Source organism: Paraburkholderia kirstenboschensis, from assembly GCF_904848585.1.
Lineage (GTDB): Bacteria > Pseudomonadota > Gammaproteobacteria > Burkholderiales > Burkholderiaceae > Paraburkholderia > Paraburkholderia kirstenboschensis.
In genome coordinates, this window is record NZ_CAJHCR010000020.1 from 18,977 (window position 1) to 43,660 (window position 24,684).

Sequence of the window (24,684 nt, forward strand, 5' to 3'; positions counted from 1 at the left end):
TAGGTTTCTGCCCCGCAGTGCATCCGCCTGCGCAATGGTCACGGATCCGTCATCCGGCCTGCGAGCCGCGACGTTTTGCGCGGGCACATGGTGTCCCGATGCGATATCGGTCAACTTTAGCGGGAACGTACCGTTTTGAAAGCTACCGCTCATCGAATGCACTCTTGAAGGAGGCTCAATAACCACGCTCGTCATCGACGGATGAGCTTTCGTTGCCCCATGTCGTGGGGGCGGGCGCCGTCATCGTAATGCTCCTGTGAACGTAGCTCACAGGAGCATTGACGGGAAGCAGGCTTCAATAGCGCATGCGGCTGATCTAGAGTTCACTCGATATGGCGTCGGCCTGCATACGCAATGGTGGCGCAGCGGGACGCGCGGCGAAGCCGCCCTGACGGCGCGGCACGCGAAGTATCCCGCATGCCACAAAAGAAGGCCGGAGTGAAGCTGCCGGCGCAGGAATCAATCGTTCGACACACCGGCAACTCAAAGGACAGTCGTGAAAATAGGATTCAACTTTAACGGCGCGCGGGTAACCGCCAGTCTGGAAGACAACGCGACAAGCCGTGACTTAATCGCCATGCTACCGTTGACCCTCAGGCTGGAGGACTTCGCAGCGACGGAGAAAATCGCTTACCTTCCACAGAAGCTCGATACCGCGGGAGCACCATCAGGGATCGCTCCGGACGCGGGTGACTTGGCGTATTACGCGCCGTGGGGCAACCTTGCCTTTTTCCATGCGGATTTTTTCCATTCGCCAGGCCTCGTGAAGTTCGGGCACATCGACCGTGGCCTGGCAGCGCTGCGAACAGCGGGCTCCGCGGAGGTCATCATCGAATGCGAGGAAGACTGATCGCGTTCGACCGTCGCCACACGGGTGGCGGCTCTCTCGCGCTCCCTCGGCGCTGCCAGTTGAAGATAACGGTCGAGCCGGTCAGCATCTCATGCATGACTGACGCCCACCCCACTTCTCTCCCTTGTTCATAGGAGGATCGCCAATATGAATACATGGACGAAAGATGAGTTGGATCGCATCGCAGCGTCGGACGATCTGCACATCGCTCCGTTGCGTGAGGATCGGAAAACATATGGAACCCTAACCTGGGTCTGGTCGGTGGTCGTGAACGGTGATCTTTATGTTCGTGCCTATAACGGTAAAGCCTCGCGTTGGTATCAAGCGGCAATCCTTCAGGGAAGCGGGAAAATCACCGTTGCAGGCGCGGCAAGGGACGTTTGCTTCCAGCCGACTACAGGTGCAATCCTCGACCAGGTCGATGACGCCTATCGAAACAAGTATCGCAAGAGTGCCTACCTCGCGCCCATGATCGGCGAGCGCGCTCGCGAGGCGACCATCAGGATCGTTCTAGAAGACTGAGGTGGACAGATGCGACGACGCAAACCTGGCCAAGGCTTCGAGGTCCCGTCACTCTCGCTCGGTTGCATGGGATTCGGCAGGTCACGCGACATCCTCGATCTCACGCAACTGGCAGCCACCGGCAAGATCGACACGCATACAATCTTCGGCGCCAACGACTTCCGCGCCCTGATCCCGCCTTTTACTCGAGAGGCGCGGGAGATCAATCGGCCACCCGTCGATCTGCGTCGTATCGTTGCAGCGCGTCACGATGCAACGCCGACTCAAGTGGCACTAGTCCGGCAGCTACCGCCGAAACCATGGATTGTGACCATACGCCGCGCGAGAAAGCCTCTATGTTCGTAATGTCCCGACGGTCCACATCTCCCGCCGCCCGGTCCCTGCTGTCGGTAATGGCCTCTGTCTTCACTGTGTTTCTGGTCACAGGTGCGGCCTTGCCAGTACTTCCGCTGCACGTCCATGACGACCTGCGATTTGGAACGTTTACCGTAGGGCTCGTGTCGGGTGTGCAGTTCGCGGCGTCGCTGATTTCCCGCCTCTGGTCCGGCACCATCTCCGACCGTAAGGGACCTAAATTCGCTGTCTCGACGGGTCTCCTGATGGCGGTGCTCGCCGGGTTGCTCTACCTCCTTTCCTTGCGCGCCACTGGAACACCATTACTTTCGGTCGCGATACTGCTGACTGGCCGTGCGCTGCTGGGCGGCGCAGAAAGTTTTATCATGACGGGCGCCCAAAGCTGGTGTCTCGCCCTTGCCGGCCCTGGCAACGTCGGCAGGATGATTGCATGGATCGGGACCGCGATGTTCGTGGCGCTTGCGCTCGGTTCGCCATTTGGAAGTTACCTGTTCAGACACTACGGCTTTTCATCGACTGGATTGGCCACGGTCGTCGGTGCGGCGGTCACGCTCGCCCTGATCATGCCCATCCCAGCCGTACGAACGAATCCCCGCAGCGCCACGGTAGTAACGAAGGTCCTGGCTGCCGTCTGGATGCCTGGGATAGGAATGGCCTTCTCGAGCCTCGGCTACGGCATGATGACGGCCTTCGCCGTTCTTCTTTTTATCCAGCGCGGCTGGCAGCCGGCTTGGCTATCGTTCACGGCATTTGCTGCTGGGTTGATCATCGCGCGTGCATTCTTCGGTGCATTGCCCGACCGTTTGGGCGGCGCAAGAACGGCGGCCGTCTTCGTGGTTATTCACAGCGCTGGCATGGCTCTAATCTACCTGTCTCCCATCGCATCGCTCGCTTTCGCGGGCGCCGCGCTGGCGGGCTTCGGTTACGCGCTTGTGTATCCGGGCTTCGGCATGGAGGCGGTGGCGCGCGCACCGGCGGATGCGCGAGGTCTCGCAATGGGCGTCTATACCGCTTTTATCGATCTTGCGCTCGGCGTGTTCGCGCCAGCACTTGGACTGGTCGCCGACGTGACGGGGCTGGGTCCGATATTCCTCATCGCAGCGGTCCTCGCACTGTGCGCCGTCCCGATTGCGATCAGACTGCAATCCCCCCGGACCTCGCACTGAATGTTCCGCGTGTCTGTGTTCTTGCCGGATACGCGCCCTGACCATGTTGCATCTGAGCGCTCGCGCACAACCTTGAGGTCAGATCAGCGCAGCATTCATCACAACCCAAGTGGCTGAATCTCTCGGACCAGATCGATCAGCAGGCGCAACCCAGTAGGCATCTGGCGGCGACTCGAATAATAAATGTGAAACCCTGGGCCGGATGGAGCCCAGTCGGTCAGCACGAGACGAAGACGTCCAGCCTTGACGTGCGGCGCGACTAGCGGTTCAGGAAAGTACATGAGACCCACACCACCGAGCACGGCAATGAGCCCGGTGTCGGCCTGATCGACCGTAACAGACGACGGTACCGTCACCGACAACTTCTCACTACCGCGCTCGAACTCCCACCGATATATACGGTCGTCCCCCAGACGGTTGCTGACGCAGCGATGCCGCAGAAGATCGTCCGGATGAACCGGTACTCCAGACCTTTCGAGGTAGGTGGGTGCCGCAGCAACGACCCATCGAATGTTCGCGGAAAGACGCTGCGCGATCATATCTTCGGGGACGGTACCACCATAGCGAATTCCCGCGTCGAAGCCTCCTTCCGTCACGTTCACCGTGCGGTTGCTCGCAGCGATGTCGAGCTCTACATCAGGGTAGCGTTCAACGAATGCGGGAATCACCGGGGCCAAAAGCAACGTCGACGCCTCGACTGCGACATTGAGCCGGATGCGACCCGCGGGTGCATCGCGAAACCGATTTAACGTCTCCAGCGCGCTATCGATTGCCTCGAAGGGAAGCCCCACCGAGGCTGCGAGCGCGTCGCCCGCCCCAGTCAGCGTAACGCTCTTCGTCGTGCGGTTGAGAAGGCGAACTCCAAGACGACTTTCCAGACCCTTCAAAGCGTGACTGAGCGCGGAGGTACTAACACCGAGTTCAATGGCCGCACGACTGAAACTTCGGTGGCGTGCTATTGCGAGAAAATAGATTAGATCCGCTACGTCAGCCCGATTTATCTGCATGTCGAGAACCTTTGCGCCATTCAGACGATTATATCGCGCGGACCCGTGCCGATACGCTCCCTGGCAACCAGATCCAGCCAAGTCCACCATGCAGCAAAAGATGCAACGCTAGCAGCGCACCCACCGGCGTCGAAGGCGTTACATCAGGCGAGCGATAGCGGCCTGGCGACGCCGCGCCCCTCGAGACTGGCCACATGCGCGGTAGGCAAACGGACAGCGACGCGAATCAGCGGGTATTCTGAGCAAACACGTCGTCTGCCCCAGCGGCGAATGGTTCGACCGACGTCCGCAGCCGAACATGAATTCTAATCATTCGATTTGAGTTCCAACTATCGCAACTGCGTTGCGTCAATTGAAAATTGGTGGGCGCAAACGAATAATCAGGATCCAGGTGGACAATTTCAGAGGAGCGCCTCCGTGCGCGGCATCGTTCCGCGACTGAAAAAGACGCTCGCTGTCCGATTTGTGGCATGCGATACGCATCATCCCCGACTCGCCCTTTTATTCTTACCCGTCACATCGGATACAGACAGTTGTCCCTCACGCGCAGCACGGCTTTTGTCAACGTCAATGCAAGCTCACTCTCGACATCCCCAACATGAAAACTTCTCCCCGAACGCCCTCGTCTCAACGGCTCGCCGAGGCAAGTCCCGAAGCCATGGAGCATTACCGTCGAATGCGCGCCGTGCTTTTACCGCCCGGAAATGTCGATGCAGCCCTGTGCGAAATCGTGCTAACCGTCCAGTTTGCGGTATTGGGAGAAGAGACCTCGTTCAAGATTCATGCTTTGCGCTCGTTGACGCTAGGCGCGAGCAAAACGCAGTTGCGCGGCGCGCTAATGGCAGGACTGGGGGTTACCCTCGTTGCCTTCGAGACTGCACGAGCACTTGCGTGGCTGGACGAGGCGTACGCTAGTGCTGACAGAACATAACTTCCTTCCACAGATAGCAACGCCTGAGCCGGTTTGCTGTCAGCGTCGCATTTCGGCAAGCCGCCCCGCAATCACTGGAACCGAATCCTTCTTGCAAGGGGCGCGCTCACTCCCCTGTCCTTTGGTTTCGGACATCGGAACTGGTGCTACAAACTTGACGCTTCAAATCGTCCTCACTAGATTTCTACACGCGTGGTTCCTGTGAATCGCTGCAAGACGAGAACCTTAGGAGACAAGTCCGCGCCAGTTCGGAAAACGGCCTTTCCGAGGTGGAGCTTCGCGTCCCGACCAGTTCTTCTATTGAGCTAAACAGATGCGCAGACGCCTCGACGTAAGCGACGCGTCGTCATCAAAACGGAAATAAGGATCCTTCCCCGTGTCGTTTGGAGATACGACCCTCTCTTAGTTTATCTATCAATAAAATTGGAGACAGACAATGAAAATGAAATTCTTATTACTCGCAGCAGTTGGCATTACTAACTTGTCGGCCTTTGCACAAAGCAGCGTGACGTTGTACGGAATCATCGATGAAGGTGTCAACTACAACAGCAACGCCGGAGGCGAACGTCTCTACAATCTGTCCAGCGGCGTTCTCAACGGGAGTCGTTGGGGTTTGCGGGGTCGGGAGGATCTTGGCAGCGGGTTGACTGCGCTGTTCGTCCTCGAAAGCGGGTTCGACGTGAACAATGGCAGGCTGGGTCAAGGCGGCCTGATTTTCGGCCGACAGGCATACGTCGGACTGAGCAGCCAGTATGGGACCGTGACACTCGGTCGCCAGTACGATATGGTCGTCGACAACCTTGGTCAATTCGAGGTCGGCGATCAATGGGGCGGATACATGGCCGCACACCCTGCCGATCTCGACAACTTCAATAACACCTATCGGGTCAACAACGAAATCAAATACACGAGCAAGCCGATCGGCGGGCTCACGTTCGGCGGCGCTTACTCTCTGGGTGGGGTTGCGGGCAACGTAAGTCGCAACCAGATCTGGTCAATTGGGGCCAATTACGCAAACGGTCCCCTGCTCGCCGGCGTAGGCTACCTGAATGTCCGGAACCCCAATGTCTCGTTCTACGGTGGCGGCGGATCGCCGGCCGCGACTGTAAATGGCGTCCCAGGATCGAATCTCGGATCGTCCCCCGTCATTTCCGGATACGCGTCAGCACATACGTTGCAGGTAATCGGCGCAGGTGGGGCTTATACATTTGGCGCAGCGACATTTGGAGCGACCTATTCGAACACAAAATTCATGAGCCTTGGCGACAGGTCATCCGGTCCGGTACCCGCTGGTGGCATTTCTGGCACCCCCACTTTCAACAACGCCGAGGTGAACTTCAAGTATCAGATTACTCCAGCGCTCGTTGCCGGCGTTGCATACGACTATACCCACAATAGCGGTGCATCCGGGCAAAGCTCGGCCACCTATAATCAGGAGTCGGCAGGCGCAGACTACTTTCTCTCGAAGCGGACCGATGTCTACACGGTTGCGACGTTCCAGCAGGCGCATGGAACCGACTCCACCGGCAAAACCGCCGTCGCATCTATCAATCAGTTGACCCCTTCCACCTCGAATCATCAGGTCGCTGTGCGTTTCGGCGTTCGCCACAAGTTCTAACGTAGCGATCGGCCCAGGCGTCGGCGCCGCGCGGGTCCGCAAAAAGGATGCTTGCGAGTACGATAACGAGAGACACAGCGCCGGCCATGTTCGTTCATGGCCGGCCTCCTGTCGATCTGAAGCCTCTTCAACGAGTCTGGCCGTTCCGGTACATCCGGTACCTGGCCGCGTACTCGGCGATGCCCTGTCCAATTTGGAACTGTGGCGTCCAGTCGAGGAGTTCGCGGGCCAATGTGATATCCAGTGGCACACGACTCTTGAGGTTTTCTTCCTCAAGCGGAGTCAATGCATCACCGATCTCGATATCGGCGCCGCTCACGGTATGGCGAACGATGTCCGCGATCTCAGCTGGCGATACCAGATTTCCTGCAGCGACATTAACGACATGAGAGCGGCCTGCGAGCGGGCCTTCGTAGTTCACCGCTTTCGCAACGGCGCGACTGACGTCGAGTACATGAGTCAGGTCCCGCTTCATTCGCCCCCCGGTCGCGAACACCGTCTTTAGTCCGTCGACGGCGTTCTCGACCATCGGCTTGATGTACAGCGGCGTACGCATACCGAATCCATACACCGCAGCAATCCGAAGTGCCAGAAAATCGATCCCGTGATACTGGCTGTACGACATGCCAATTGCTTCAGCGATCATCTTGGACGTCCCGTAGTGCGCGGAGGGATTCGCGTTGAATACAGAAAACGCCGGATCGGTTTCCTTCTGGACAGCGCCCACTCCGGCATGGCACGCCGTGTTACTCGATATCAGTACAACCTTTCTCACGCCATGAGTGCGCGCGACTTCGCATATGTTCACGAACCCCATGACGTTGGTTTGATAGAAGCCACCCGGGTCCTCAAGCGAGGGTTCGAAACCTACGCGCGCCGCAGCATGCACAACGGCGTCCGGCTTCACTTCCTCGCAGACCGCGGACAGTGCCGCGACGTCCGCAATTTCGCCCATACTCAGGACGCCCGCCAGTTCTGGCGCAACCAACGCAAGGTCCGGCGTAACGTGCGCACGGTCGTACACATGGACCTCATGTCCTGTGCTGCGCAAGGCGTCGAAAATATACGCTCCGAGAAATCCCGCACCGCCGGTGAGAAGAACTTTCATGAATTATCCCTTATGAAATGCGGCCAGTTAAGGCCCGTGGGCGCTCACCGCCCTGACTGCTTCAGCCCTATTATGGGCTAGCGGATCCAAATTCCGAAGTTCCACTCATCGAAATGCATTCTTAAAATATTGACCCTTGCATGGAATCGGAATAGATTGCTTGCAGGTGGTCGAGCATCCGCAGCCTGATCGCTAGAACGATATCGAAAATTACGGAGACAGACGATGGCAAGCACAGCATCGACGGCGCGGCAAAAGCGACTGATCATTGCATCCACATTCATTGGATCGACAATCGAGTGGTATGACTTTTTCATTTTCGGCACGGTCTCGGCACTCTTCCTGAACAAGCTGTTTTTTCCAGCCGTCGACCCGACGATGGGGACCATTTTCGGTTTCATGACGTTCGCGACGGCGTGGCTGGTCCGGCCGATTGGAGGCGTGGTCGCCGGACACCTGGGCGACAGGATCGGCCGCAAGACAACGCTGTTGTGGAGCTTCATCATCATGGGGGCAGCGACGACGCTCATCGGGTTGCTGCCTACATACGAGAGCGCCGGATACGTTGGTGCGGTTCTCCTCGTCTTGCTTCGCGTCGTGCAGGGCCTGTCGGCGGGCGCCGAGTACGGCGGTGCCATCGTGACTGTGGTGGAGCACGCCGACGAATCTCGACGCGGCCTGTTCGGTAGTGTTCCTCAGAGCGCGGCGTTCTTCGGTCTCCTGCTCGGGAATCTGACCTTCCTGGCAATGACGATGCTCGACAAACAGGCGCTCATGAATTGGGGGTGGCGGGTGCCATTTGTGCTGAGTGCAGCGATGCTGATGGTCGGCATCTATATCCGGAACAGGGTTGCCGAATCGCCGGCGTTCGTGAAGGCAAAGGCCGCGGGAAATATCGAAAAGCTACCTGTGATGACCGTGCTCCGCGAGTTCCCCCAGCAACTCCTTGGCGTACTGTTCGCCCAGGCGGCACCCAACACGTTCTTCTATACCTGCGCCGTGGCGATGGTGTCGTATGCGGTATCGAAGCTCAAGATGAACCAGGCCGACATGTTGATTGCCGTATCGGTCGGCGCGGCAGTAGAAATGCTGATGATCCCGGTTTACGGGATTCTCTCCGACAGGATCGGGGGTCGAAAGGTCTTTGTCTGGGGTATTGCTGCGCTTCTTATCGGGGCAATACCGTTTTGTCTCGCCGTCGAGGCCCGTTCCTACGCCGGTATGGTCGCAGGCTACGTTTGGGTGCTTGGCGTGGGACACGCCGCTTGCCATAGCTCGCAGGCTTCGCTTTTCTCGGATATGTTCCCCACGTCGGTCCGGTACACCGGAATTTCCGCGGGATATCAGATGTCCGGGGCGATCTTCGGTGGCCCCCTGCCCATCGTCGCGACTGTCCTTATTGCTTATCAGAACGGTGGCATTCGCCTCTTCTTTGGTTACGCAATGCTGATCGGTCTCGTGAGCCTCATCGCCATCATGGCCAGCAAGCCCCACTATTCTCTCGTGGGTAGCGACGGCGACCAGCCCGGACGCAAGCACCAGATCAACACGGCGCCCTGAACAGAGGATCCATACAGCGGGCAAAGACGAACTCCGTCGGCGCCTGCCGCAACCAAACGGCAGCCGAATGACGGTTGCCTCGTTCTGTCGTTCCCGATTACTTGCCCGCATGCCTGACGAATCCATCCAAGCTGTGCTGAAAGCGCACCCCGCTGTACGCGCCGACTGGCTCGCCACATACTCCGAAGAAGTCATCGCGCCTGAACTTGAGATCGTCGATCCTCATCACCATCTCTGGAACCATCCGGGGGATCAATACCTCTATGACCAGGCCGTGGAAGACTTTTCGTCCGGTCACAAAGTCACCGCGACGGTTCATGTGCAGTGCCGTTCAATGTATCGGGAGCATGGCCCCGAAAGTCTGAAGCCCGTCGGTGAGACAGAGTTTGTGCACGGAATTACCGCCCGGACCGCGCAGACGGATCAGCCGGTCCAGATCTGTGCGGGCATCGTAGGCACCGTCGATCTGCTACTCGGCCAGGGTGTACAGCCTGTACTCGAAGCCCACGTCGAAGCCGGGGAAGGACAGTTTCGCGGCATTCGACCTACCGTCGTCTGGCATGAGAACCGGGAGATACTTCCGGCAAGCACCCCCGCCGGGGTCTTACAGTCAAATCAGGCGCACGCCGCCGCGATCTGTATCCGGAAGATGGGAATGACGCTTGACCTGTGGGCGTTTTTTACCCAGCTAAGAGAGGTCGCGGAGTTCTGTAAAGCGCATCCGGATCTGACCGTCATAATTAATCATACCGGTGGTCCACTAGGTATTGGTCCATATCGGGGCAGGCGGGACGAGGTTTTTTCCGAATGGCGTGACAGAATCCAGGATCTGTCGGAACTGCCGAACACAGTGATGAAACTCGGCGGCCTTGCTATGCGGTACGCAGGCTTTGCGTTCAACGAACAGACCACGCCCCCTTCTTCCGATGAGCTGGTCGCCGCCTGGATGCCCTATATGCGTCTATGCATCGATCTTTTTGGCCCGAAGCGTTGCATGTTTGAAAGCAACTTTCCTGTCGACAAGGCGATGTGCAGTTACAGGGTTCTTTGGAACGCGTACAAGAAAATGACTTCGGATCTGACGCCGGTGGAACGTCAGGATCTTTTCTCCGCGACAGCGGTGCGGGTCTATCGCATCGCGGTGTGAACATCAGAGCCTTTCGAGTTCAGCTTCGACGGGGTGCGAAGTTCGAAAAAGTCGCCGCAAGAACGGACGCGCATTCCAGGACGGAATCACACCCCGATACATCTTCGGCCGTGGCGCGCGCCGGCGCGACCGGTTAAGGTCGATCGACGATGTCACCGCGAAGACGGAACAATGCTCGCGCGAGGGGCTTGCAGGTATGCATGTTCGGTACGCCATTGAAAGGCGGCGAAGCGTCGCAGCGGCCAACACTTGGAGACTTCACGACCGTGTATATGCCGGGGCGCAGCGGACCAAGCCAATGACTCGACCGAAGAGCGGCAGCCCCTTCTCCAACCGTATGCGCCTTACGCCGGCCGCAGGCCTTCCCTTACGACGGCACGCCTGCGAAACCAAGCATTGCTTTCACTTCGAGGTACTCTTCCAAACCGAAAACTCCCATTTCGCGACCGTTGCCTGACTGCTTGTAGCCGCCCATCGGAGCGACGTTATTGGATGGCGCTCCATTAAGGAAAATCCGGCCCGCCTGCATACGCTCCGCGACTCCACGCGCGAGTTCGCGATTCGAGGAGAAAATGTAGCCTCCGAGCCCATACCGCGTGCCATTCGCGATCTCGACGGCCTCGTCAACGTCCCGGTATGAAATGACCGAAAGCACTGGCCCGAAAATCTCTTCCTGAGCGATCGTCGTGTCCGGTTTGACCGACGAAAACACGGTCGGCCGGATGAAGAAGCCTCTTGTGATCCCTTCCGGCCGGCCGGGTCCCCCTGTTACCACTGCCGCGCCCTCTTCGATCCCGCGCTCGATAAATCGCTGCACCCGCTTGAACTGGGCGCCGTTGACGACAGGGCCCATGGTAGTCGTGGCATCGAGCGGATCGCCTACTCTCACTTGCCCGGCCTCCTTTCTGATCAGGTCAATCAGCGTATCGACCTGACGTTCGGATACGAGCATGCGCGTCGGAGAATGGCAGGACTGCCCCGTATTCGAAAAACCCCGAGAGACATTGAACCGTGCAGCAGCGGCAAGATCCGCGTCGGGCAGAATGATGTTGGCAGACTTTCCTCCCAGCTCCTGGCATACGCGCTTCACGGTACCGGCCGCAGCCTGAGCCACCATCACGCCGGCGCGCGTGGACCCGGTGAACGAAACCATATCGATGCCGGGATGACGTGAGATCGCCTCGCCAACGGTCGGACCATCACCATTCACAAGATTGAAGACGCCTGGCGGCACTCCCGCCGAGTCAAGCGCCTCTGCGAGGACGACAGCACTTAGGGGAGTGAATTCGCTCGGCTTCGCAACGACAGTACAACCAGCTGCGAATGCCGATGCGAGTTTCTGGCACATCAGCTGCAAGGGCCAATTCCATGCAGAGATGAGGCCGCATACCCCGATGGGTTCCCGCCGCACCACGTTGTCGCCAAGCATGTGCTCGAAAGAGTAGTCACGCAGCGTCACGATTGCCTGACGGAAGGCCTGTATTGCCGTGCCTGTCTGTCCCTTCAAACTGGAAGGAGCACCCATCTCTTCAGTTACCGCATCCATCAGGTCGGACTCCCGCTTCAGCATCGACTCGACGATGTTGCCAAGCAGTTCCATCCGCCATTCCTTCTTCGACTGGGAGAAGGATGAGAATGCCCGTCGGGCTGCAGAAACTGCCATGTCGACATCCTCGGCGCTTCCGAGGGTAACGTGTCCGTATACTTCTTCAGTTGCTGGGTTGATCAGTTCGAAGAGGCCCGTACCTGCAGGCTCCGTCCATTTTCCGTCGATGTAAAACCGGTCAAGCTTTTTCATGATTTCTCGATTCCCTGAAAAGATTCGATTCCGTAGAGGCGGCCGACCTCATCAATCTGTGCCGCCGGTCCCAACATTCTTGATCCCGCCTCCAGCACCGTCCTCACCAGATTGAGCAGGGGTAAAGGCGACCCGGTCGCACGTCCCATGCGACCGATCAGTTGCTGGTCTTTAACGACCGTTCTAAGACTCGCGTCGGCTGTAGGAGAGCCCGTCCTGATGGAGCGCAGGATCCGGGCGAGCGCACCCGAGGCGCTCGCCCCTGTCGACAGAGCAGCGTGCAACGCGTCGATTTGCAAGCCGAAAGCTGCTGCAACGGACAACATTTCATAGATGATCAGCCGGTTACTCGCGCCAAGCGAATTTTTGACCAGCTTGATCGCCTGCCCGGAACCCGGCTCCCCGAAATACACAACCTCGCCCCCCATCGCTTCGAGTATCGGCCTCACGCGGGAGAACGCCGCCTTTTGTCCGCCGCACATGGTGACTAGACCACCGTTGCGGGCTGCGTCGGGCCCACCGGTCACCGGCGCGTCGATCATCGCCACTCCCGCAACCGCCAGTCGCTCGCCGAAGCGAACTGTTTCAGCCGGGCTGCACGTCGTCTGGTCGATCACGATCGTTCCGCGGCCCAGGGCCGCATACATCCCACCGTCGCTAAAGAGGATCTGTTCAACCTCGTTCGCGCTGGGAACGCAAAGAAAGATCAGGTCACATACGGCAGCGAGTGACGCGACGTCCGCAGCAGCACATGCACCTTCCCTCTTCAGGTGCTCGACCTTCGCAGGATCAGGATCGTAAACATGGAGCTCCCGGGCAACCCGTAGGGCTTGCATTGCCAGAGCGCTGCCCATTGCCCCCAGCCCGACGTATCCGATAACCGGCGAAGGCGGGGCATCGCCTCCAGTGGGCTCGTTTGCCTTACTGGTTGCGATCTTGTCCCTCCGCAGTCCTACGAGCCTCTCATAGCTGGCGAACAGGTCTGCGGCAGTCTGCCCGTCGTCGACGTCATCAACCGCTTCGAGGCTTAACAGAGCCAGAGCGGCTGAAGTCAGGGGAAGCGGCAGGCTCAGTGCCATTCCCACATCAACGAGGTTTTCCAGCATCCTCGTGAACGACCCTGACTCACCGGCCTCATCGCGATCCCTCTGAAGCAGGCCATCAAAAAAAATCTCCGCCTGCCGGCTGCGGCCGCTGCTGCGACCAATCACCGCCGCAGCAAGGTCGACGGGTAAGCCAGCACGCACGCCCATGCCGACCGCTTCAATGACAACCATGCGGCCGAGCGCACAGATTGCATGCTGGATCAGTGCGATCAACCGGGCATCCTCTGCACGGGATCCGCAATACACCGGGGCCAACGACATCCGCTCGAAGATTGACGCGGCCGTTTCACTCGCCACCACGTCACCGGACAGGAAAACTCGCCCCGCAGCCTTTTCACCGAGCGACAATGCGGCCGATACGAGCGGAGCATCCGCCGTCGTCTCGGGACAGGCATCTGCTTCGTGCGAATGTTCGTCAACCAGCACCACGACTACGACCTTCGATGCTGGCTTCCGGGCGCTGAGAACCCGCCTCCTGAGCTCCGGACTCACGTCGGAGGCAATCAGGAGGCATGTTAAATCGAGGGGCGACAACCTAATGCCCCGTTCTTCGCCCGCGCTTACCCACGTCAAGGCTTCGAGCTTGCGCAAAGCAGGCAACCATTTCCCAGACGGTTTTCCTACACACACGACCGATCGCATCATTGCCCTCACCTCTACGCGACTACTGCTTGGGAATTCCCATCGTCTTGATCATGTCCTGGTTGTCGGTCAGATCTTTTTTCAGGAACGCAGCAGAATCTGCAGTGTTCTTGTAGAACGGCTCGGTTCCTTGGGCCTGCAGTTTTGCTTTCAATGCCGGGTCGCTGAGTACCTTCGACATGGCGTCGTTCAGCTTCTTGACGACGTCCGGGGGCGTTCCTGCGGGCGCGAACAGTCCGAGCCAGTAGAAATAGGTGAAGCCCGGAAGACCTTGCTGCGCCGTAGTGGGAACATCTGCGAGCACGGGCAGGCGCGAATCGCTAGTGACGGCGAGTGCCTTGAGGAGTCCTCCGTGAAGACCGGCGGCGCTGCTCCCATAAGCGTCGATCATAAAACTTACCCTTCCCGCTATCACATCAGGCATGGCCGCGCCGTTGCCCTTGTATGGCACGTGCTGCATCTGAAGATTTGCCTGCTTGAGCATCATCGCAGCAGCGATATGCGTCGTTGTCCCGATGCCGGCCGAACCAAAGCTGATCTGTCCGGGATGCGCCTTCGCATCGGCGACGAGATCGCTGAAGCTTTTGTAGTTCGACTTTGCACCCGCCACCACCAGGGCCGGCGAGCGTGCAAAGGTTCCCGCAAGAGTAAAGTCTTTCAGAGCGTCGTATCCCGGCTCCTTGTTAACTGCTTCCTGGATGGAGAGGGTGCTTCCAGTAGACATCAGGGTGTATCCATCCGCCGGCTGCTCCTTCGTGTATCGAATACCCACCAGCCCCCCCGCCCCTGTCCGGTTGTCGACGAGTACGGACTGGCCAAGCACCTCACCGAGCTTTTGTGCTACGACACGCGTCGTCACGTCGCCCCAGCCGCCGGCCGAAACGGGGACGATAATCCTTATCGTTCGGGACGGGAATTCGGCCGACGAAGCAATGTTGGAAAAAGCGCTTGTCGCAGCGACGAGCATCCCGACTGCAATCCTGTTCAATGTTTTCACTTTCGTCTCACTCCAGTTTCGCGCGACCGCAAGGCATGAAGGCTGTTTTGCGCGATGGTTAAGTCAATTGCGCCAACGCGGCGCAAGTCTCCTCTCACGACGGCGTATCCGCTTTTATCGTGTCGATCAGGTCACGGATGGATGTCAGGGCGTGCATGTCCTGGATCTGGTTGAAACTCGCGGCGACCTGCCTTGCGCTCACCCCACCGTATGGCATAAGCGCCTCATACTTCTGCCTGAGTTCGGCCCAGTGAATGCCACGCACCGCTGCGCCCTTTGGCGCCAGCACGGAAGCCTCATGGACCGCACCATCAACCGTCGTTATTCGCACGATCGCGCCGCTCTTGAAGTCGGTCTTGTTCGGAACGTCATAGTCGAGCCGTGTGACCCGATCGAAGAGCGAGCGGATGCGCGGATCTGCGATCTTTTCAGGAAGCGCATGCTGCCAGCCATACTCACGGTCTGCTGCGCCCGCAGCAGCGAAGTAGAAGGGGCTATGGGCGATACCGATCAGATCAGTCGGGTGCTTCGGCCCCGGAAACGGGTAGTCAGGCAGCGTGAATTCGATTTCCTCGATGTCGGCCACATCAAGATCACCCTTTTCCGCCGCAATCGCTGCGGCTTCTGCAACCGCGTGGAATGGAGAACCCCCAGGTACCAGCTTGATGCCTAGTTCTGCGAGCAGACTCCACTTGCTACCTAGCTGCCCGACAACGTCCTGTGCGTGACTGCCCGTGCCGAGCGTATCGAAGAAACCTCTCGGCATCTCGAACCCAGCAAGATCTGCGGTGTATCCATGCTTCGCCGCTTCGGCAGCCGACACGCCCATCATCGCTGCATTGCCCGCGTGGTACTCGCGCGCGAGACTCGTTGCAGCGACCGCATGCAGACCGCCCAACGAAGTTGCTGCGAGAACCAGCGCATGTGCTGCCTGCTCAGGCTGCAGCCTGAGCAAGCGTGCCGCCGCTGCGGCCGCAGCGAAGGTCGCGACCAAACAACCGTGAAAACCCTTGCGTTGCAGGCCGCCGATCATTGCGGTATTGATGTTTCCCGCAACTTCATAGCCCGCGATGATCGCCTCCAGCACCTGTGTCCCACTTGCCGTGCAGGCTTCACCCACGGCGATAGCGGCCGCGCAGGCTTGTGTACCGCTATGAACGATGTTGCGAAGGTCACTGTCATCCGACGCGGCCGCATCGCTCATGAGGGCGTTCACGCGGGCGGCGGCTAAGGCAGGCAACCTGTCCCACCCACCGAACCAGACTGTACTGACCGGAAATCCGCCGCGCTCCTTCTCGAGCTTCCTGATCAGCTTGCTCGATTGCAGGGTCGATCCCAGAGCTGCACTCGCCATGGTACTGGCCACCAGCATCTTTCCGTGTTCTGCGACTTCGTCCGGGAAGCTTCCAAGATCCGCATCGGCGATGAACCGGCCGTAGCGCTGAGCAACTGTTTCGGTGCGATAAGACAAATCCGTCTCCTGTTGATTTTTTTGCTGACCCTTCCTGCCAAGTCTGTCGGGCCCGCTTTTCCAGATTTCACCTACTGCTGGCGCGAACGGAACCCGTTCATTTGACTTTACGACCGCAACAGGATTCGAGTCAACAAAAAAGAAACGCGTTCCACTGACAGAAACTGGTCAAGATGGCGCTGCGTTGCGCTTTCTTGCGTAGGAAGGGCCGACTGAGGAGTGAAGCGCGTGCGCCTGAATCGCGGGTCCGTCAAAGGGACTCGCGCCGATACAGGTGGGTTCCGAACGGTGCTCCCACCGGCGAGACGGCGTTTGCGGGGACCGATGCAGGCGGCGAAACAGCCAAGGGACGCCTACGACTGCGTCACGATCGGTTGCTCAAGCCTGTAGACGTGGGCGGCTGTGCCACTGTAAAGCGCGAGCTTTTCGGCTGGCGAGAAGCGCTCGGTAATCCGCTTGAACGCATTCCAGAGAACTCCGTAGCCACATGTCTGCTTGTCGACCGGGAAGTTGCTTTCGAACATGCATCGTTCGGGGCCAAACAGGTCGATGCAAGTTTCGACGTACGGCCTCCAGCGCGTAGCCAGCTCTTCGGAGGACGGCGGCGTGTCGCGAAGATGGAAATCCCATCCTGCGTATAGCATCCCTAGTCCGCCAATCTTGACCGTTACGTTCGGGTAACTGGCGACTTGCTGCAGGTTTTCACGCCACGCGCTGAAGACGGCAGCACGATCAGTGTGCGGATCGACGCCGAGCACACCTCCTGCATGATCCATGACTACCGTGGAATCGGGATAGTCACGCAGAAGTGAAACCAAGTCAGGCAGTTGCGGGTAAAAGAGCCACGCATCGAATGTAAGACCCATTGGAGCGAGTCTTGCGAACCCTCGCCGGAAAGCTGTGTCGGAGAGAAGGTGTGGCTTTGCGAAGGTCCGCCCATACCCAGCGCTGCCGCTGTCCCAGGTAGCGCCATGTCTGATGCCCTTGAGCCGTTCGCCTCCGGCCGCTGCCATCGCGTCGAGAACGGCCTGCACTTCGTCTCCGAGAGTCAGATCTGCGTGAGCGATGATCCCGTCGCACAGTCGCGGCCCGTTTGGCATCTGGATCCCGCAGGTATCCGCGAAAGAACGCGCGAACTCAACCTCGCCGATGGGCTTCATCGATGCCGGGCCGTCCTTCCGGTATCCGGACTTGAACTGCACGAATACCGTTGATTCGATACGGTGTCCGCTCGACAGATCGTGCAGCAATTCCGAGGACATGTAACGTCCGCGTTCGTCATCCCAGACATGATGATGCGGGTCGATGATGGGGAGATCCGGTTCGAGCGCGTCTTCACGCAGCAAGTCGGCCCACTTCGCCAGTTCCGCAATCGGGCGGTGGGTCGTTCCCTTGAACGCAACACCTGCAGTCCCGAAGGACTGCATCACTTCATTCGTGTTCATGCTGTGTCAACCTTTGCGACAAAATTCACTGCAACGGGGAAGCAGTTGTACCTCGCGTAGCGCACGTCCTACCGACCCGGCTCGACGGCGTCCGATGCGGGACTCCTCACTTCAACGCCAGCCCATCGTTCATACTGCCGAGCCACGGCCGTGACATCGTCGGCCGGGCAGGTGCACGCCTGCACGAGACCGTAGATGCCCCGCACCTTGTCGAAGATCCAGGTGGTCACGCCAAGTTGACGCGCCTCGTCGGTCGCAGCAGTGAGTCGGGCGTAGGTCTCGGCCAGGCTGAAACCGTAGTTGAAGTGACGTGTTGCCACTTCGCCAGGCAGAATTCGCGAACTTGCCGCGTTGCGCCCCGTCTCGATGCCCATGATTTTCGCCATCTGCTCGGGTGTCAGTCCCGCCTTGGCGCCAGCAACGTACGCTTCGCTTGTGACCACCAGCAGCGTCGCGAACAACGACGCGTGGATGTTCAACATCAGATGCGCGGCGCCGGCTGCCGAGCCGATCTGGAAGGCGTCCCGGCACAGGTTCACGATCACGTGACCCGCGGCCTCAATGGCCAATGCGTCCCCGCCGACGATGATCACGCCATCGCCTGCCGCGATCTCTCGATGTGTGCCCGTGTGAAGCGCGTCGCAATACGGGATCTCCGGACCAAGTAGCGCCTTTATTTTGACGACCTTGCTCATGGCCATCGCGCACATGTTCACAACTGCGGCATCGCCATCAGCAGCCTCTACAATGCCTGCCGCCATCGACTCTTCCGACTGCCCCGCTGCTACGCCGAGAAGCGTCACGTTGATCGGGGTTCCGTTCGGCAACCGCAGACGGATCAGGTGCGGGGCTTGATTGTTCTGCTGGCTGCTGTAGCCTGAGGCGACCAGTCTGTCGGCCAGTTCGCGGACGTCCGCGAGGGCGCAGATCAGCACCAGCGATCGATGCGCGGGTTCAAAAAATGAAATCCGGCAGGACGGCTCCTCTTTGGGGCTGGAAACCTCGATGCCAGCCCACGGTTCGAGGTATGTGATCAGGGAGGTGCCGTCGCGGTCGTATCCTCCCTGCGTGGATGCGAACTTCCAGATTTGCTGGACGGCCTGCGCTACCCACATTGGAACGCCGCGACTCTGCGCTTCTTCGACCGACAGGCTGATGTCCTTCGCCGTAATCGCCATCCGTGCGCCGAAATCGAAGCGGCGGGGCAACACGGAACGCGCGAACTTGTTCCGCGACGCACTGGAACTCGCGTCTCCGGAATTGATAATCTCGAGCATCCGTCGCGGCGCAAGTCCACCTTTGACGCCCAGAATGAACGCTTCGCACGTTGACGCCATTCCTGTCGCAGACAACAGGTTGTTCAGTAATTTAAGGGTCTGCGCCTTACCCGACTCTTCACCAAGATAGAGCACCGTGGCACTGGCAAGCGTTGCCATGACTGCAGCGACCTTTTCATATGCAGCCCGAGGGCCCGAGCACATGATTCCCAACGTCCCGTTACCTGCGGTCGTGACATTTCCGGTGATCGGAGAATCGAGCAGCGCTATATCCCGGGTCGCAAGACCTCCCGCGATTTCCCTGGCGAAACTCGCCCCCGTCGTCGAAAAATCGACCACGACACGAACGGCAGAACCACCGGCGACACCAACCTCACCGAAGACGACTTCGCGGATCGCCGGCAGAGATGGCAGACAGAGCAGGACAATGCTGCATTGGTCTGCAACTTCCCTCGCCGAAGCCGCCGCGTGGGCGCCCAGCGCGACTACCGAATCGACCGCCGAACGGTTGAAGTCGTTGACGACCAGCCTGTAGCCCTGGCGGGCAAGGTGGCCCGCCATGGGCGCGCCCATGGCGCCAAGTCCAATGAACCCGATCGATGTACCGGGATCGAATTCTGCTTTCAGTTCTGCCGTGTCCATGCACTCTTTACCGTGGTTAGCTTATGCCCGGAGCCGGGATGATGATCAAATTGAAGTGTCCTGACGTTCCCGCAGCGCAGCGGCCGGCACGCCGACCAGAATGACCACACCTCCAGCCAGCGCGATTGCCGCGATGGTGTACAGGCCGATCGCAATGCTGTGGGTATTCGTCATCAGCCATCCGAGCCAGGTTGGTGTGAGGAGCGACCCCGCCTGTCCCAGGCTGCTCATCAACGCGATACCCGCAGCGACCGATCCGGCCGAGAAATACGCTGGTGGAATCGTCCAGAACATCGTACTGCCTGCGTAGTAGGCGATGCCGAGTAGCGAGAGGCATCCGATCGTCAGCACGGGGTTGCCGCCCACCTGGGGCAGCAGTACGAGGCCCACTGCTCCGATCGAAATCGAGAAGAAGTAATGCCAGCGTCTTTCCACGTGTTTGTCGGAATGGCGAGCGATCAGAACCATCCCGATTGCCCCGAAAATCGACGGTATTGCCGAAAGCAGCGCTACATGCAGAATGTCTTTAACCCCTGCCCGATGAATGATCGTTGGGGTCCAGTAATTCATCACGATGCCGAGCATTGGCGTAACCAGAGAAGCGAGAACGACCACGTAGACTCGCGGGTCGCGCAGAACCGCGAGCAGCCCCTGATGGCCAGCCGATCCTTTGAACTTCCTGTCTGCCTGGATGTTGTCGATCAGGAACTGCCTTTCGGTCTCGGTCAGCCACTTCGCGTCCTTCGGCCTGTCGTCGAGATAGAAGTAGGCGATGACGCCGAGCAGTACCGCCGGCAGCCCCTCAAGCAGGAAAAGCCACTGCCAGTCACGCAGTCCCGCCACGTTGTTGAAGCTGTGAAGGATCCATCCGGCGATGGGGCCGCCGATGATTCCCGAAACGGCGATCGACAGCAGGAAGCGCGAAGTGATGCGCGCTCGTCGGGCCGACGGAAACCAGTACGTCAAGTAAAGCAGAAGCCCAGGGTAGAAACCGGCTTCAGCGGCACCGAGAACGATGCGCGCAATGTAAAACTGGGTGGTGTTATGGATGAACATCATCGAACACGTGACTACGCCCCAGAGGACCATGATGCGGGTCATGGTGAGCCTCGCCCCGATTTTCTCGAGCATCAGGTTGCTGGGCACCTCGAAAAGCACATAGCCTATCGAAAACAGACCAACCCCCAAACCGTATGCAGCGTCCGAAAGGGCAAGATCCTGGGAGAGCGACATCTTCGCGAAGCCAAGGTTGACCCGGTCAAGGTAATTCACAACCCAGCACAGAAAAAGAAACGGCACTAGACGGAACGCAACCTTGCGATACGTGTGCTGAATCTGCTGGTCGGTTAGGACCGAACTGCCTGCGACGCCTTCACCCCACTTTTCGAGGGGCGGCTGCACTGAATGGTTCATGGGGTGTCTCCTTCAACCGTCATCTGCGGCTGAGTCGTTTTTGTGCGAACTACCAGATCCGGACCAACCGGCGCTGAAGCCGTCAGTCAACCGTTGCCTGCATGCGTCTCGTTCCTGCGGTCCGGGTGACGGTTGCGCGGCGAAGGTGGCGTGCCGGGCATGCCCAGCCACGGTGCCGACGCAGCCCCCGCGCTGAAAACCTAGACCTCCACCATGTCGAAGTCGGCCTTACCTACCGAGCACTGGGGGCAAACCCAGTCGTCCGGCACGTCTTCCCAGCGGGTTCCCGGCGCAATGCCTTCCGACGGCAGGCCCTCCGCCTCGTCGTAAATAAAGCCACACAAAGCGCATTGCCAGATCCTGAATTCTGCCTGCGGCTGGGACTTAGCAATTTCCGTCGTCACTTCTTTCACCTGTTCAATCATGATCCTCTCCATGACAGCGCGCCAGCGCTGACAACCCACATGCGGATGCCGGGCCATCAGATGTCGCCCGGTCAGCAGCATCCGGCTACGGCAGCCGCGCCGATGAAGCCGGGAACACGGGGTGACATCCACGTGCGACGACCTCCATTACCCGCGAGCATGTCAGCCCACGATTTTCAGTCCGTTTCGCAGAAGAACTTCCAAGCGTAAAGCAATGGTATCATGGTTCTGACTGATAGCATTGATTCCACTGATCGGAACTACGAGACTGCGGCATACAGTCATCGAAACCTTGAGCAGCCCGCGCGACAAGGCAGTTTGACGCTACGGATGCGTCACTAGACAGGAGACTACCGTATGACCATCAGAGGCAAGGCCTATATCGTCGGTGCCTACGAACACCCGTTGCGCAAGGCTCCCAATCACTCGGTTGCCCAGCTTCACGCTGAAGTCGCGAAGGGTGCGATCGAGGACGCCGGTCTTACACGCGACGATATCGACGGTTTTTTCTGCGCAGGGGACGCTCCCGGCGCAAACCCATGGTCGCTCTCGGACTACCTGAATCTGACGAGGCTGCGCCACATCGATTCGACAGACATGGGCGGCTGCTCATACCTGATCCACGCGGCGCACGCCGCGCAGGCGATTGCGGCAGGCAAGTGCAATGTCGCCCTCGTGACGCTTGCGGGCCGGCCCAACTCCGAAGGAAGCGCTGGAACACAGGTGCGCAACAGGGGCACCAATCTTCCCGATGCTCCGTTCGAAATTCCATACAGCCCTGTACCGCTCAACCTCTATGCGATGGCAGCAAAACGCCATATGTACGAATTCGGGACGACAAACGAACAGCTGGCATGGGTCAAGGTGGCCGCTTCCCACCACGCGCAATACAACGAGCACGCGATGCTGCGTTCCGTGGTGTCCGTCGAAGACGTGCTGGCATCGCCCATGATCTCGGACCCGCTTCACCGGCTTGATTCGTGCGTTGTGAGCGACGGCGGGGGCGCTATCGTCATTGCACGTCCGGAGATCGCAAAGTCGCTTTCACGCCCGCGCGTTCGGGTGCTTGGATGCGGCGAGTCGGCCAAGCACCTGACGGGCGGGGACATCGACCTGACCTACACGACAGCCGCGTGGACCGGGCCACGAGCCTTTGAAGAGGCCGAAGTGACGCCTGCAGACATCCAGTACGCGTCTATCTACGACAGCTTCACCATCACGGTGATCCTGCAACTCGAGGACCTCGGGTTCTGCCCGAAGGGCGAAGGCGGCCGGTTCGTCGCCGATGGAAACCTAATCTCTGGTAGAGGAAAGCTTCCCTTCAACACCGACGGGGGTGGCCTCTGTAACAACCACCCATCAAATCGCGGTGGAATGACGAAAATTATCGAAGCGGTAAGACAGTTGCGCGCTGAAGCCCATCCGTCCGTACAGGTCCCGAACTGCACGCTTGCCCTCGCCACTGGCATTGGCGGCGCGATCGGAAGTCGCCATGGCGGCGCAACCGTCATCCTTGAAAGGGAGTAACTCGCATGACTTCAACCGTCGTAGAACGCGTGATCAAGGATCCCGCTATCAATCCCGGTGACGAGCCTTATTTCGACGCTGCCGATAGGGGACAGCTGCTGCTCAGGTTCTGCACGAGCTGCCGCCGGCCTCATCACTATCCCCGATCCTTGTGCCCTTTCTGCTGGAGCACCGATCTGTTGTGGAAGGAGGCCGCTGGAACTGGCGAAATATACTCGTACAGCGTCATGCGGCGAGGCGCCGGAGCGCCCTATTGCATCGCTTATGTGAAACTGGACGACGGCCCCAAGATGCTCACCAATATCGTCGATACCGACTATGACGCGATTGCAATTGGCCAGCGGGTTCGGGTAGTTTTCAAGAGATCTGAGAGTGGCGTAGCCATCCCGATGTTCGCGCCCGTCTGACAAGCAATCCTTGACCGGGTGGACTGTCGCCCAACAGCGATAAGGACGGCGAACCCGCCCGCTACGCCGCAATCTGGAGCCTTAAGCAATGAGCCTCATTTCGCTGTTTAGTGCCGTCGACAACACCCTGACACGCTACGATGTCGACGTCGCTTCCGCAACCCTGAGCCGACGGGAAAGTATCCGAACCGCAGCAAAAGTCCAGTATGCCTGGCCCCATCCAGATGGCCCGTATCTTTACGTGGCGACCAGCGCCGCAGGGCCGCGCGTACCCTCCGATTTCAACCACGTGAGTGCGTACAGGATTGACCACAGCGGGTCGCTGACCAAGCACGGCCCATCACGCCCGCTTGATCGACGAGCGGTCCATATCTGTGTAGATCCGGATGGTAAGTACCTTCTGAGCGCGCACAACTTTCCGCGCAGCGGTCTGACCATTCACACCCTTCTGGAAGACGGCACCATCGGCGAGCCCGTTACTCAGGGCAATGTCCCTGACTGCGGGGCCTATCCCCATCAGGTTCGCGTGCTGCCGTCGGCACAGGCAGCGTTGATCGTCGACCGGGGGAACCACGCCCGGCCGGACAAGACAGAAGATCCCGGTGCCCTGAGACTGTTCCCGTTTTCGCACGGCGTCCTCTCACCGGGCGACGTGATCGCACCGGATCGCGGCTACGGCTTCGGCCCAAGGCACGTCGACTTTCATCCGACGCGGCCGTGGCTGTATGTTTCGGACGAGCGCTCAAACCAGCTCTACATGTTCCGGATTTCCGACAGCACTATCGAGAGTGAGCCGGCATATCGTTGCGGCCTGCTTGAAGCGCCCGACCGCGTAGACGGTCGGCAACTGGGCGGCCCCATCCACGTCCACCCTTCGGGTCGATACGTTTACGTCGCAAACCGCGCCGACCGGACTGAGGAAATCGACGGTCAGAAGGTTTTCGCAGGCGGCGAGAACAGCATCGCCGTGTTCAGGATCAACTCATTGACAGGAGAGCCAACGCTCGTGGAGCATGCCGACACGCGAAGCATTCACGTTCGAACCTTTGCGTGTGACCCTACCGGCAGACTACTGGTGACAGCGAGCATCAAACCACTCGCGGTAAACCTCGAGGGCGAGATCAGGTCCATCCCGGCGGCCCTCACGGTATTCCGGGTGCAGGACGATGGTTCGCTCGCGTACGTTCGTCAATACCCGGTGGACACGCACGATGGTCAATTGCAGTACTGGATGGGCATTGTTGCGGTTGCCTGACTAAAGAAGCGAAAGG

Annotated in this window: 19 protein-coding genes; 9 read left to right on the forward strand and 10 right to left on the reverse strand. The window is 59.2% G+C overall.

The window, feature by feature from the left end; all coding sequences use genetic code 11:
* Positions 1–496 precede the first annotated feature (496 nt).
* The 3 genes from JMY24_RS32310 (at position 497) to JMY24_RS32320 (ending at position 2,892) form a co-directional block, all read left to right on the forward strand.
* Positions 497–850, forward strand: coding sequence for a cyclophilin-like fold protein (locus tag JMY24_RS32310; RefSeq protein WP_128596287.1), 354 nt, complete (start codon positions 497–499; stop codon positions 848–850).
* Between the two features lie 147 nt (positions 851–997).
* Positions 998–1,372, forward strand: a complete 375-nt coding sequence (locus JMY24_RS32315; protein ID WP_128596288.1) for a DUF2255 family protein — start codon at positions 998–1,000, stop codon at positions 1,370–1,372.
* A gap of 335 nt (positions 1,373–1,707) precedes the next feature.
* Entirely contained in the window at positions 1,708–2,892 is a 1,185-nt protein-coding gene (locus JMY24_RS32320; RefSeq protein ID WP_328809307.1) for an arabinose transporter, read from the forward strand.
* A 98-nt stretch (positions 2,893–2,990) separates the two neighbouring features.
* Here the strand turns inward: JMY24_RS32320 and JMY24_RS32325 are convergent, their stop codons facing one another.
* Positions 2,991–3,899, reverse strand: a complete 909-nt coding sequence (locus JMY24_RS32325; protein ID WP_128596289.1) for a LysR family transcriptional regulator — start codon at positions 3,897–3,899, stop codon at positions 2,991–2,993.
* Positions 3,900–5,266: 1,367 nt separating this feature from the next.
* Between JMY24_RS32325 and JMY24_RS32330 the strand changes: the two genes are divergently transcribed.
* Positions 5,267–6,448, forward strand: coding sequence for a porin (locus JMY24_RS32330; protein ID WP_128596290.1), 1,182 nt, complete (start codon positions 5,267–5,269; stop codon positions 6,446–6,448).
* A gap of 127 nt (positions 6,449–6,575) precedes the next feature.
* Here the strand turns inward: JMY24_RS32330 and JMY24_RS32335 are convergent, their stop codons facing one another.
* Positions 6,576–7,556: an NAD-dependent epimerase/dehydratase family protein gene (locus tag JMY24_RS32335; protein WP_128596291.1), complete on the reverse strand. Its 981-nt coding sequence runs from the start codon at positions 7,554–7,556 to the stop codon at positions 6,576–6,578.
* Positions 7,557–7,781: 225 nt separating this feature from the next.
* On the opposite strand from JMY24_RS32335, the gene JMY24_RS32340 reads away from it, so the two are divergent.
* Together JMY24_RS32340 and JMY24_RS32345 are read left to right on the forward strand one after the other, a co-directional pair.
* Positions 7,782–9,116, forward strand: a complete 1,335-nt coding sequence (locus JMY24_RS32340; protein WP_128596292.1) for an MFS transporter — start codon at positions 7,782–7,784, stop codon at positions 9,114–9,116.
* Between the two features lie 109 nt (positions 9,117–9,225).
* The gene (locus tag JMY24_RS32345) at positions 9,226–10,263 is read left to right on the forward strand and encodes an amidohydrolase family protein (protein WP_201703579.1); all 1,038 of its coding nucleotides are present in this window, start codon (positions 9,226–9,228) and stop codon (positions 10,261–10,263) included.
* A gap of 367 nt (positions 10,264–10,630) precedes the next feature.
* On the opposite strand, the gene JMY24_RS32350 is transcribed toward JMY24_RS32345, so the two are convergent.
* The 8 genes from JMY24_RS32350 to JMY24_RS32385 form a co-directional block, all read right to left on the reverse strand.
* Positions 10,631–12,061, reverse strand: a complete 1,431-nt coding sequence (locus JMY24_RS32350) for an aldehyde dehydrogenase family protein (protein ID WP_128596293.1) — start codon at positions 12,059–12,061, stop codon at positions 10,631–10,633.
* Positions 12,058–13,596, reverse strand: coding sequence for an NAD(P)-binding domain-containing protein (locus tag JMY24_RS32355; protein ID WP_201703581.1), 1,539 nt, complete (start codon positions 13,594–13,596; stop codon positions 12,058–12,060). Before JMY24_RS32355 ends, JMY24_RS32350 begins: the two co-directional genes overlap by 4 nt.
* Positions 13,597–13,831: 235 nt before the next feature.
* Complete coding sequence (locus JMY24_RS32360; RefSeq protein ID WP_236597613.1) at positions 13,832–14,806, reverse strand: Bug family tripartite tricarboxylate transporter substrate binding protein; 975 nt, start codon at positions 14,804–14,806, stop codon at positions 13,832–13,834.
* A gap of 94 nt (positions 14,807–14,900) precedes the next feature.
* Positions 14,901–16,277 carry an MmgE/PrpD family protein gene (locus tag JMY24_RS32365; RefSeq protein ID WP_164853654.1) on the reverse strand — a complete coding sequence of 459 codons (1,377 nt, stop codon included), beginning with the start codon at positions 16,275–16,277 and terminating at the stop codon, positions 14,901–14,903.
* 353 nt (positions 16,278–16,630) lie between these two features.
* Positions 16,631–17,722 (reverse strand): amidohydrolase family protein, encoded by a 1,092-nt coding sequence (locus JMY24_RS32370; protein WP_236597614.1) that lies wholly within the window; start codon positions 17,720–17,722, stop codon positions 16,631–16,633.
* A 68-nt stretch (positions 17,723–17,790) separates the two neighbouring features.
* Positions 17,791–19,641, reverse strand: a complete 1,851-nt coding sequence (locus tag JMY24_RS32375; protein WP_128596299.1) for an NAD-binding protein — start codon at positions 19,639–19,641, stop codon at positions 17,791–17,793.
* A gap of 45 nt (positions 19,642–19,686) precedes the next feature.
* Positions 19,687–21,054 carry an MFS transporter gene (locus tag JMY24_RS32380; RefSeq protein ID WP_236597615.1) on the reverse strand — a complete coding sequence of 456 codons (1,368 nt, stop codon included), beginning with the start codon at positions 21,052–21,054 and terminating at the stop codon, positions 19,687–19,689.
* Positions 21,055–21,254: 200 nt separating this feature from the next.
* Positions 21,255–21,479, reverse strand: a complete 225-nt coding sequence (locus tag JMY24_RS32385) for a rubredoxin (RefSeq protein ID WP_164853655.1) — start codon at positions 21,477–21,479, stop codon at positions 21,255–21,257.
* A 357-nt stretch (positions 21,480–21,836) separates the two neighbouring features.
* Here JMY24_RS32385 and JMY24_RS32390 point away from each other — a divergent pair, with 357 nt between their 5' ends.
* From JMY24_RS32390 to JMY24_RS32400, 3 genes are all read left to right on the forward strand, one after another.
* Complete coding sequence (locus JMY24_RS32390; protein WP_201703583.1) at positions 21,837–23,006, forward strand: thiolase domain-containing protein; 1,170 nt, start codon at positions 21,837–21,839, stop codon at positions 23,004–23,006.
* Between the two features lie 5 nt (positions 23,007–23,011).
* On the forward strand, positions 23,012–23,413 hold the full coding sequence (locus JMY24_RS32395; protein WP_128596301.1) for a Zn-ribbon domain-containing OB-fold protein: 402 nt from the start codon (positions 23,012–23,014) through the stop codon (positions 23,411–23,413).
* Positions 23,414–23,501: 88 nt separating this feature from the next.
* The gene (locus JMY24_RS32400; RefSeq protein WP_128596302.1) at positions 23,502–24,668 is read left to right on the forward strand and encodes a lactonase family protein; all 1,167 of its coding nucleotides are present in this window, start codon (positions 23,502–23,504) and stop codon (positions 24,666–24,668) included.
* Positions 24,669–24,684: the final 16 nt, after the last annotated feature.

Bases quoted from the DNA above. Each gene is read 5' to 3' on its own strand.
- JMY24_RS32315 (WP_128596288.1), top strand. From the start codon at position 998: ATGAATACATGGACGAAAGATGAGTTGGATCGCATCGCAGCGTCGGAC.
- JMY24_RS32320 (WP_328809307.1), top strand. From the start codon at position 1,708: ATGTTCGTAATGTCCCGACGGTCCACATCTCCCGCCGCCCGGTCCCTG.
- JMY24_RS32325 (WP_128596289.1), bottom strand. From the start codon at position 3,899: ATGCAGATAAATCGGGCTGACGTAGCGGATCTAATCTATTTTCTCGCA.
- JMY24_RS32330 (WP_128596290.1), top strand. From the start codon at position 5,267: ATGAAAATGAAATTCTTATTACTCGCAGCAGTTGGCATTACTAACTTG.
- JMY24_RS32335 (WP_128596291.1), bottom strand. From the start codon at position 7,556: ATGAAAGTTCTTCTCACCGGCGGTGCGGGATTTCTCGGAGCGTATATT.
- JMY24_RS32340 (WP_128596292.1), top strand. From the start codon at position 7,782: ATGGCAAGCACAGCATCGACGGCGCGGCAAAAGCGACTGATCATTGCA.
- JMY24_RS32345 (WP_201703579.1), top strand. From the start codon at position 9,226: ATGCCTGACGAATCCATCCAAGCTGTGCTGAAAGCGCACCCCGCTGTA.
- JMY24_RS32350 (WP_128596293.1), bottom strand. From the start codon at position 12,061: ATGAAAAAGCTTGACCGGTTTTACATCGACGGAAAATGGACGGAGCCT.
- JMY24_RS32370 (WP_236597614.1), bottom strand. From the start codon at position 17,722: ATGAACACGAATGAAGTGATGCAGTCCTTCGGGACTGCAGGTGTTGCG.
- JMY24_RS32375 (WP_128596299.1), bottom strand. From the start codon at position 19,641: ATGGACACGGCAGAACTGAAAGCAGAATTCGATCCCGGTACATCGATC.
- JMY24_RS32380 (WP_236597615.1), bottom strand. From the start codon at position 21,054: ATGAACCATTCAGTGCAGCCGCCCCTCGAAAAGTGGGGTGAAGGCGTC.
- JMY24_RS32385 (WP_164853655.1), bottom strand. From the start codon at position 21,479: ATGATTGAACAGGTGAAAGAAGTGACGACGGAAATTGCTAAGTCCCAG.
- JMY24_RS32390 (WP_201703583.1), top strand. From the start codon at position 21,837: ATGACCATCAGAGGCAAGGCCTATATCGTCGGTGCCTACGAACACCCG.
- JMY24_RS32395 (WP_128596301.1), top strand. From the start codon at position 23,012: ATGACTTCAACCGTCGTAGAACGCGTGATCAAGGATCCCGCTATCAAT.
- JMY24_RS32400 (WP_128596302.1), top strand. From the start codon at position 23,502: ATGAGCCTCATTTCGCTGTTTAGTGCCGTCGACAACACCCTGACACGC.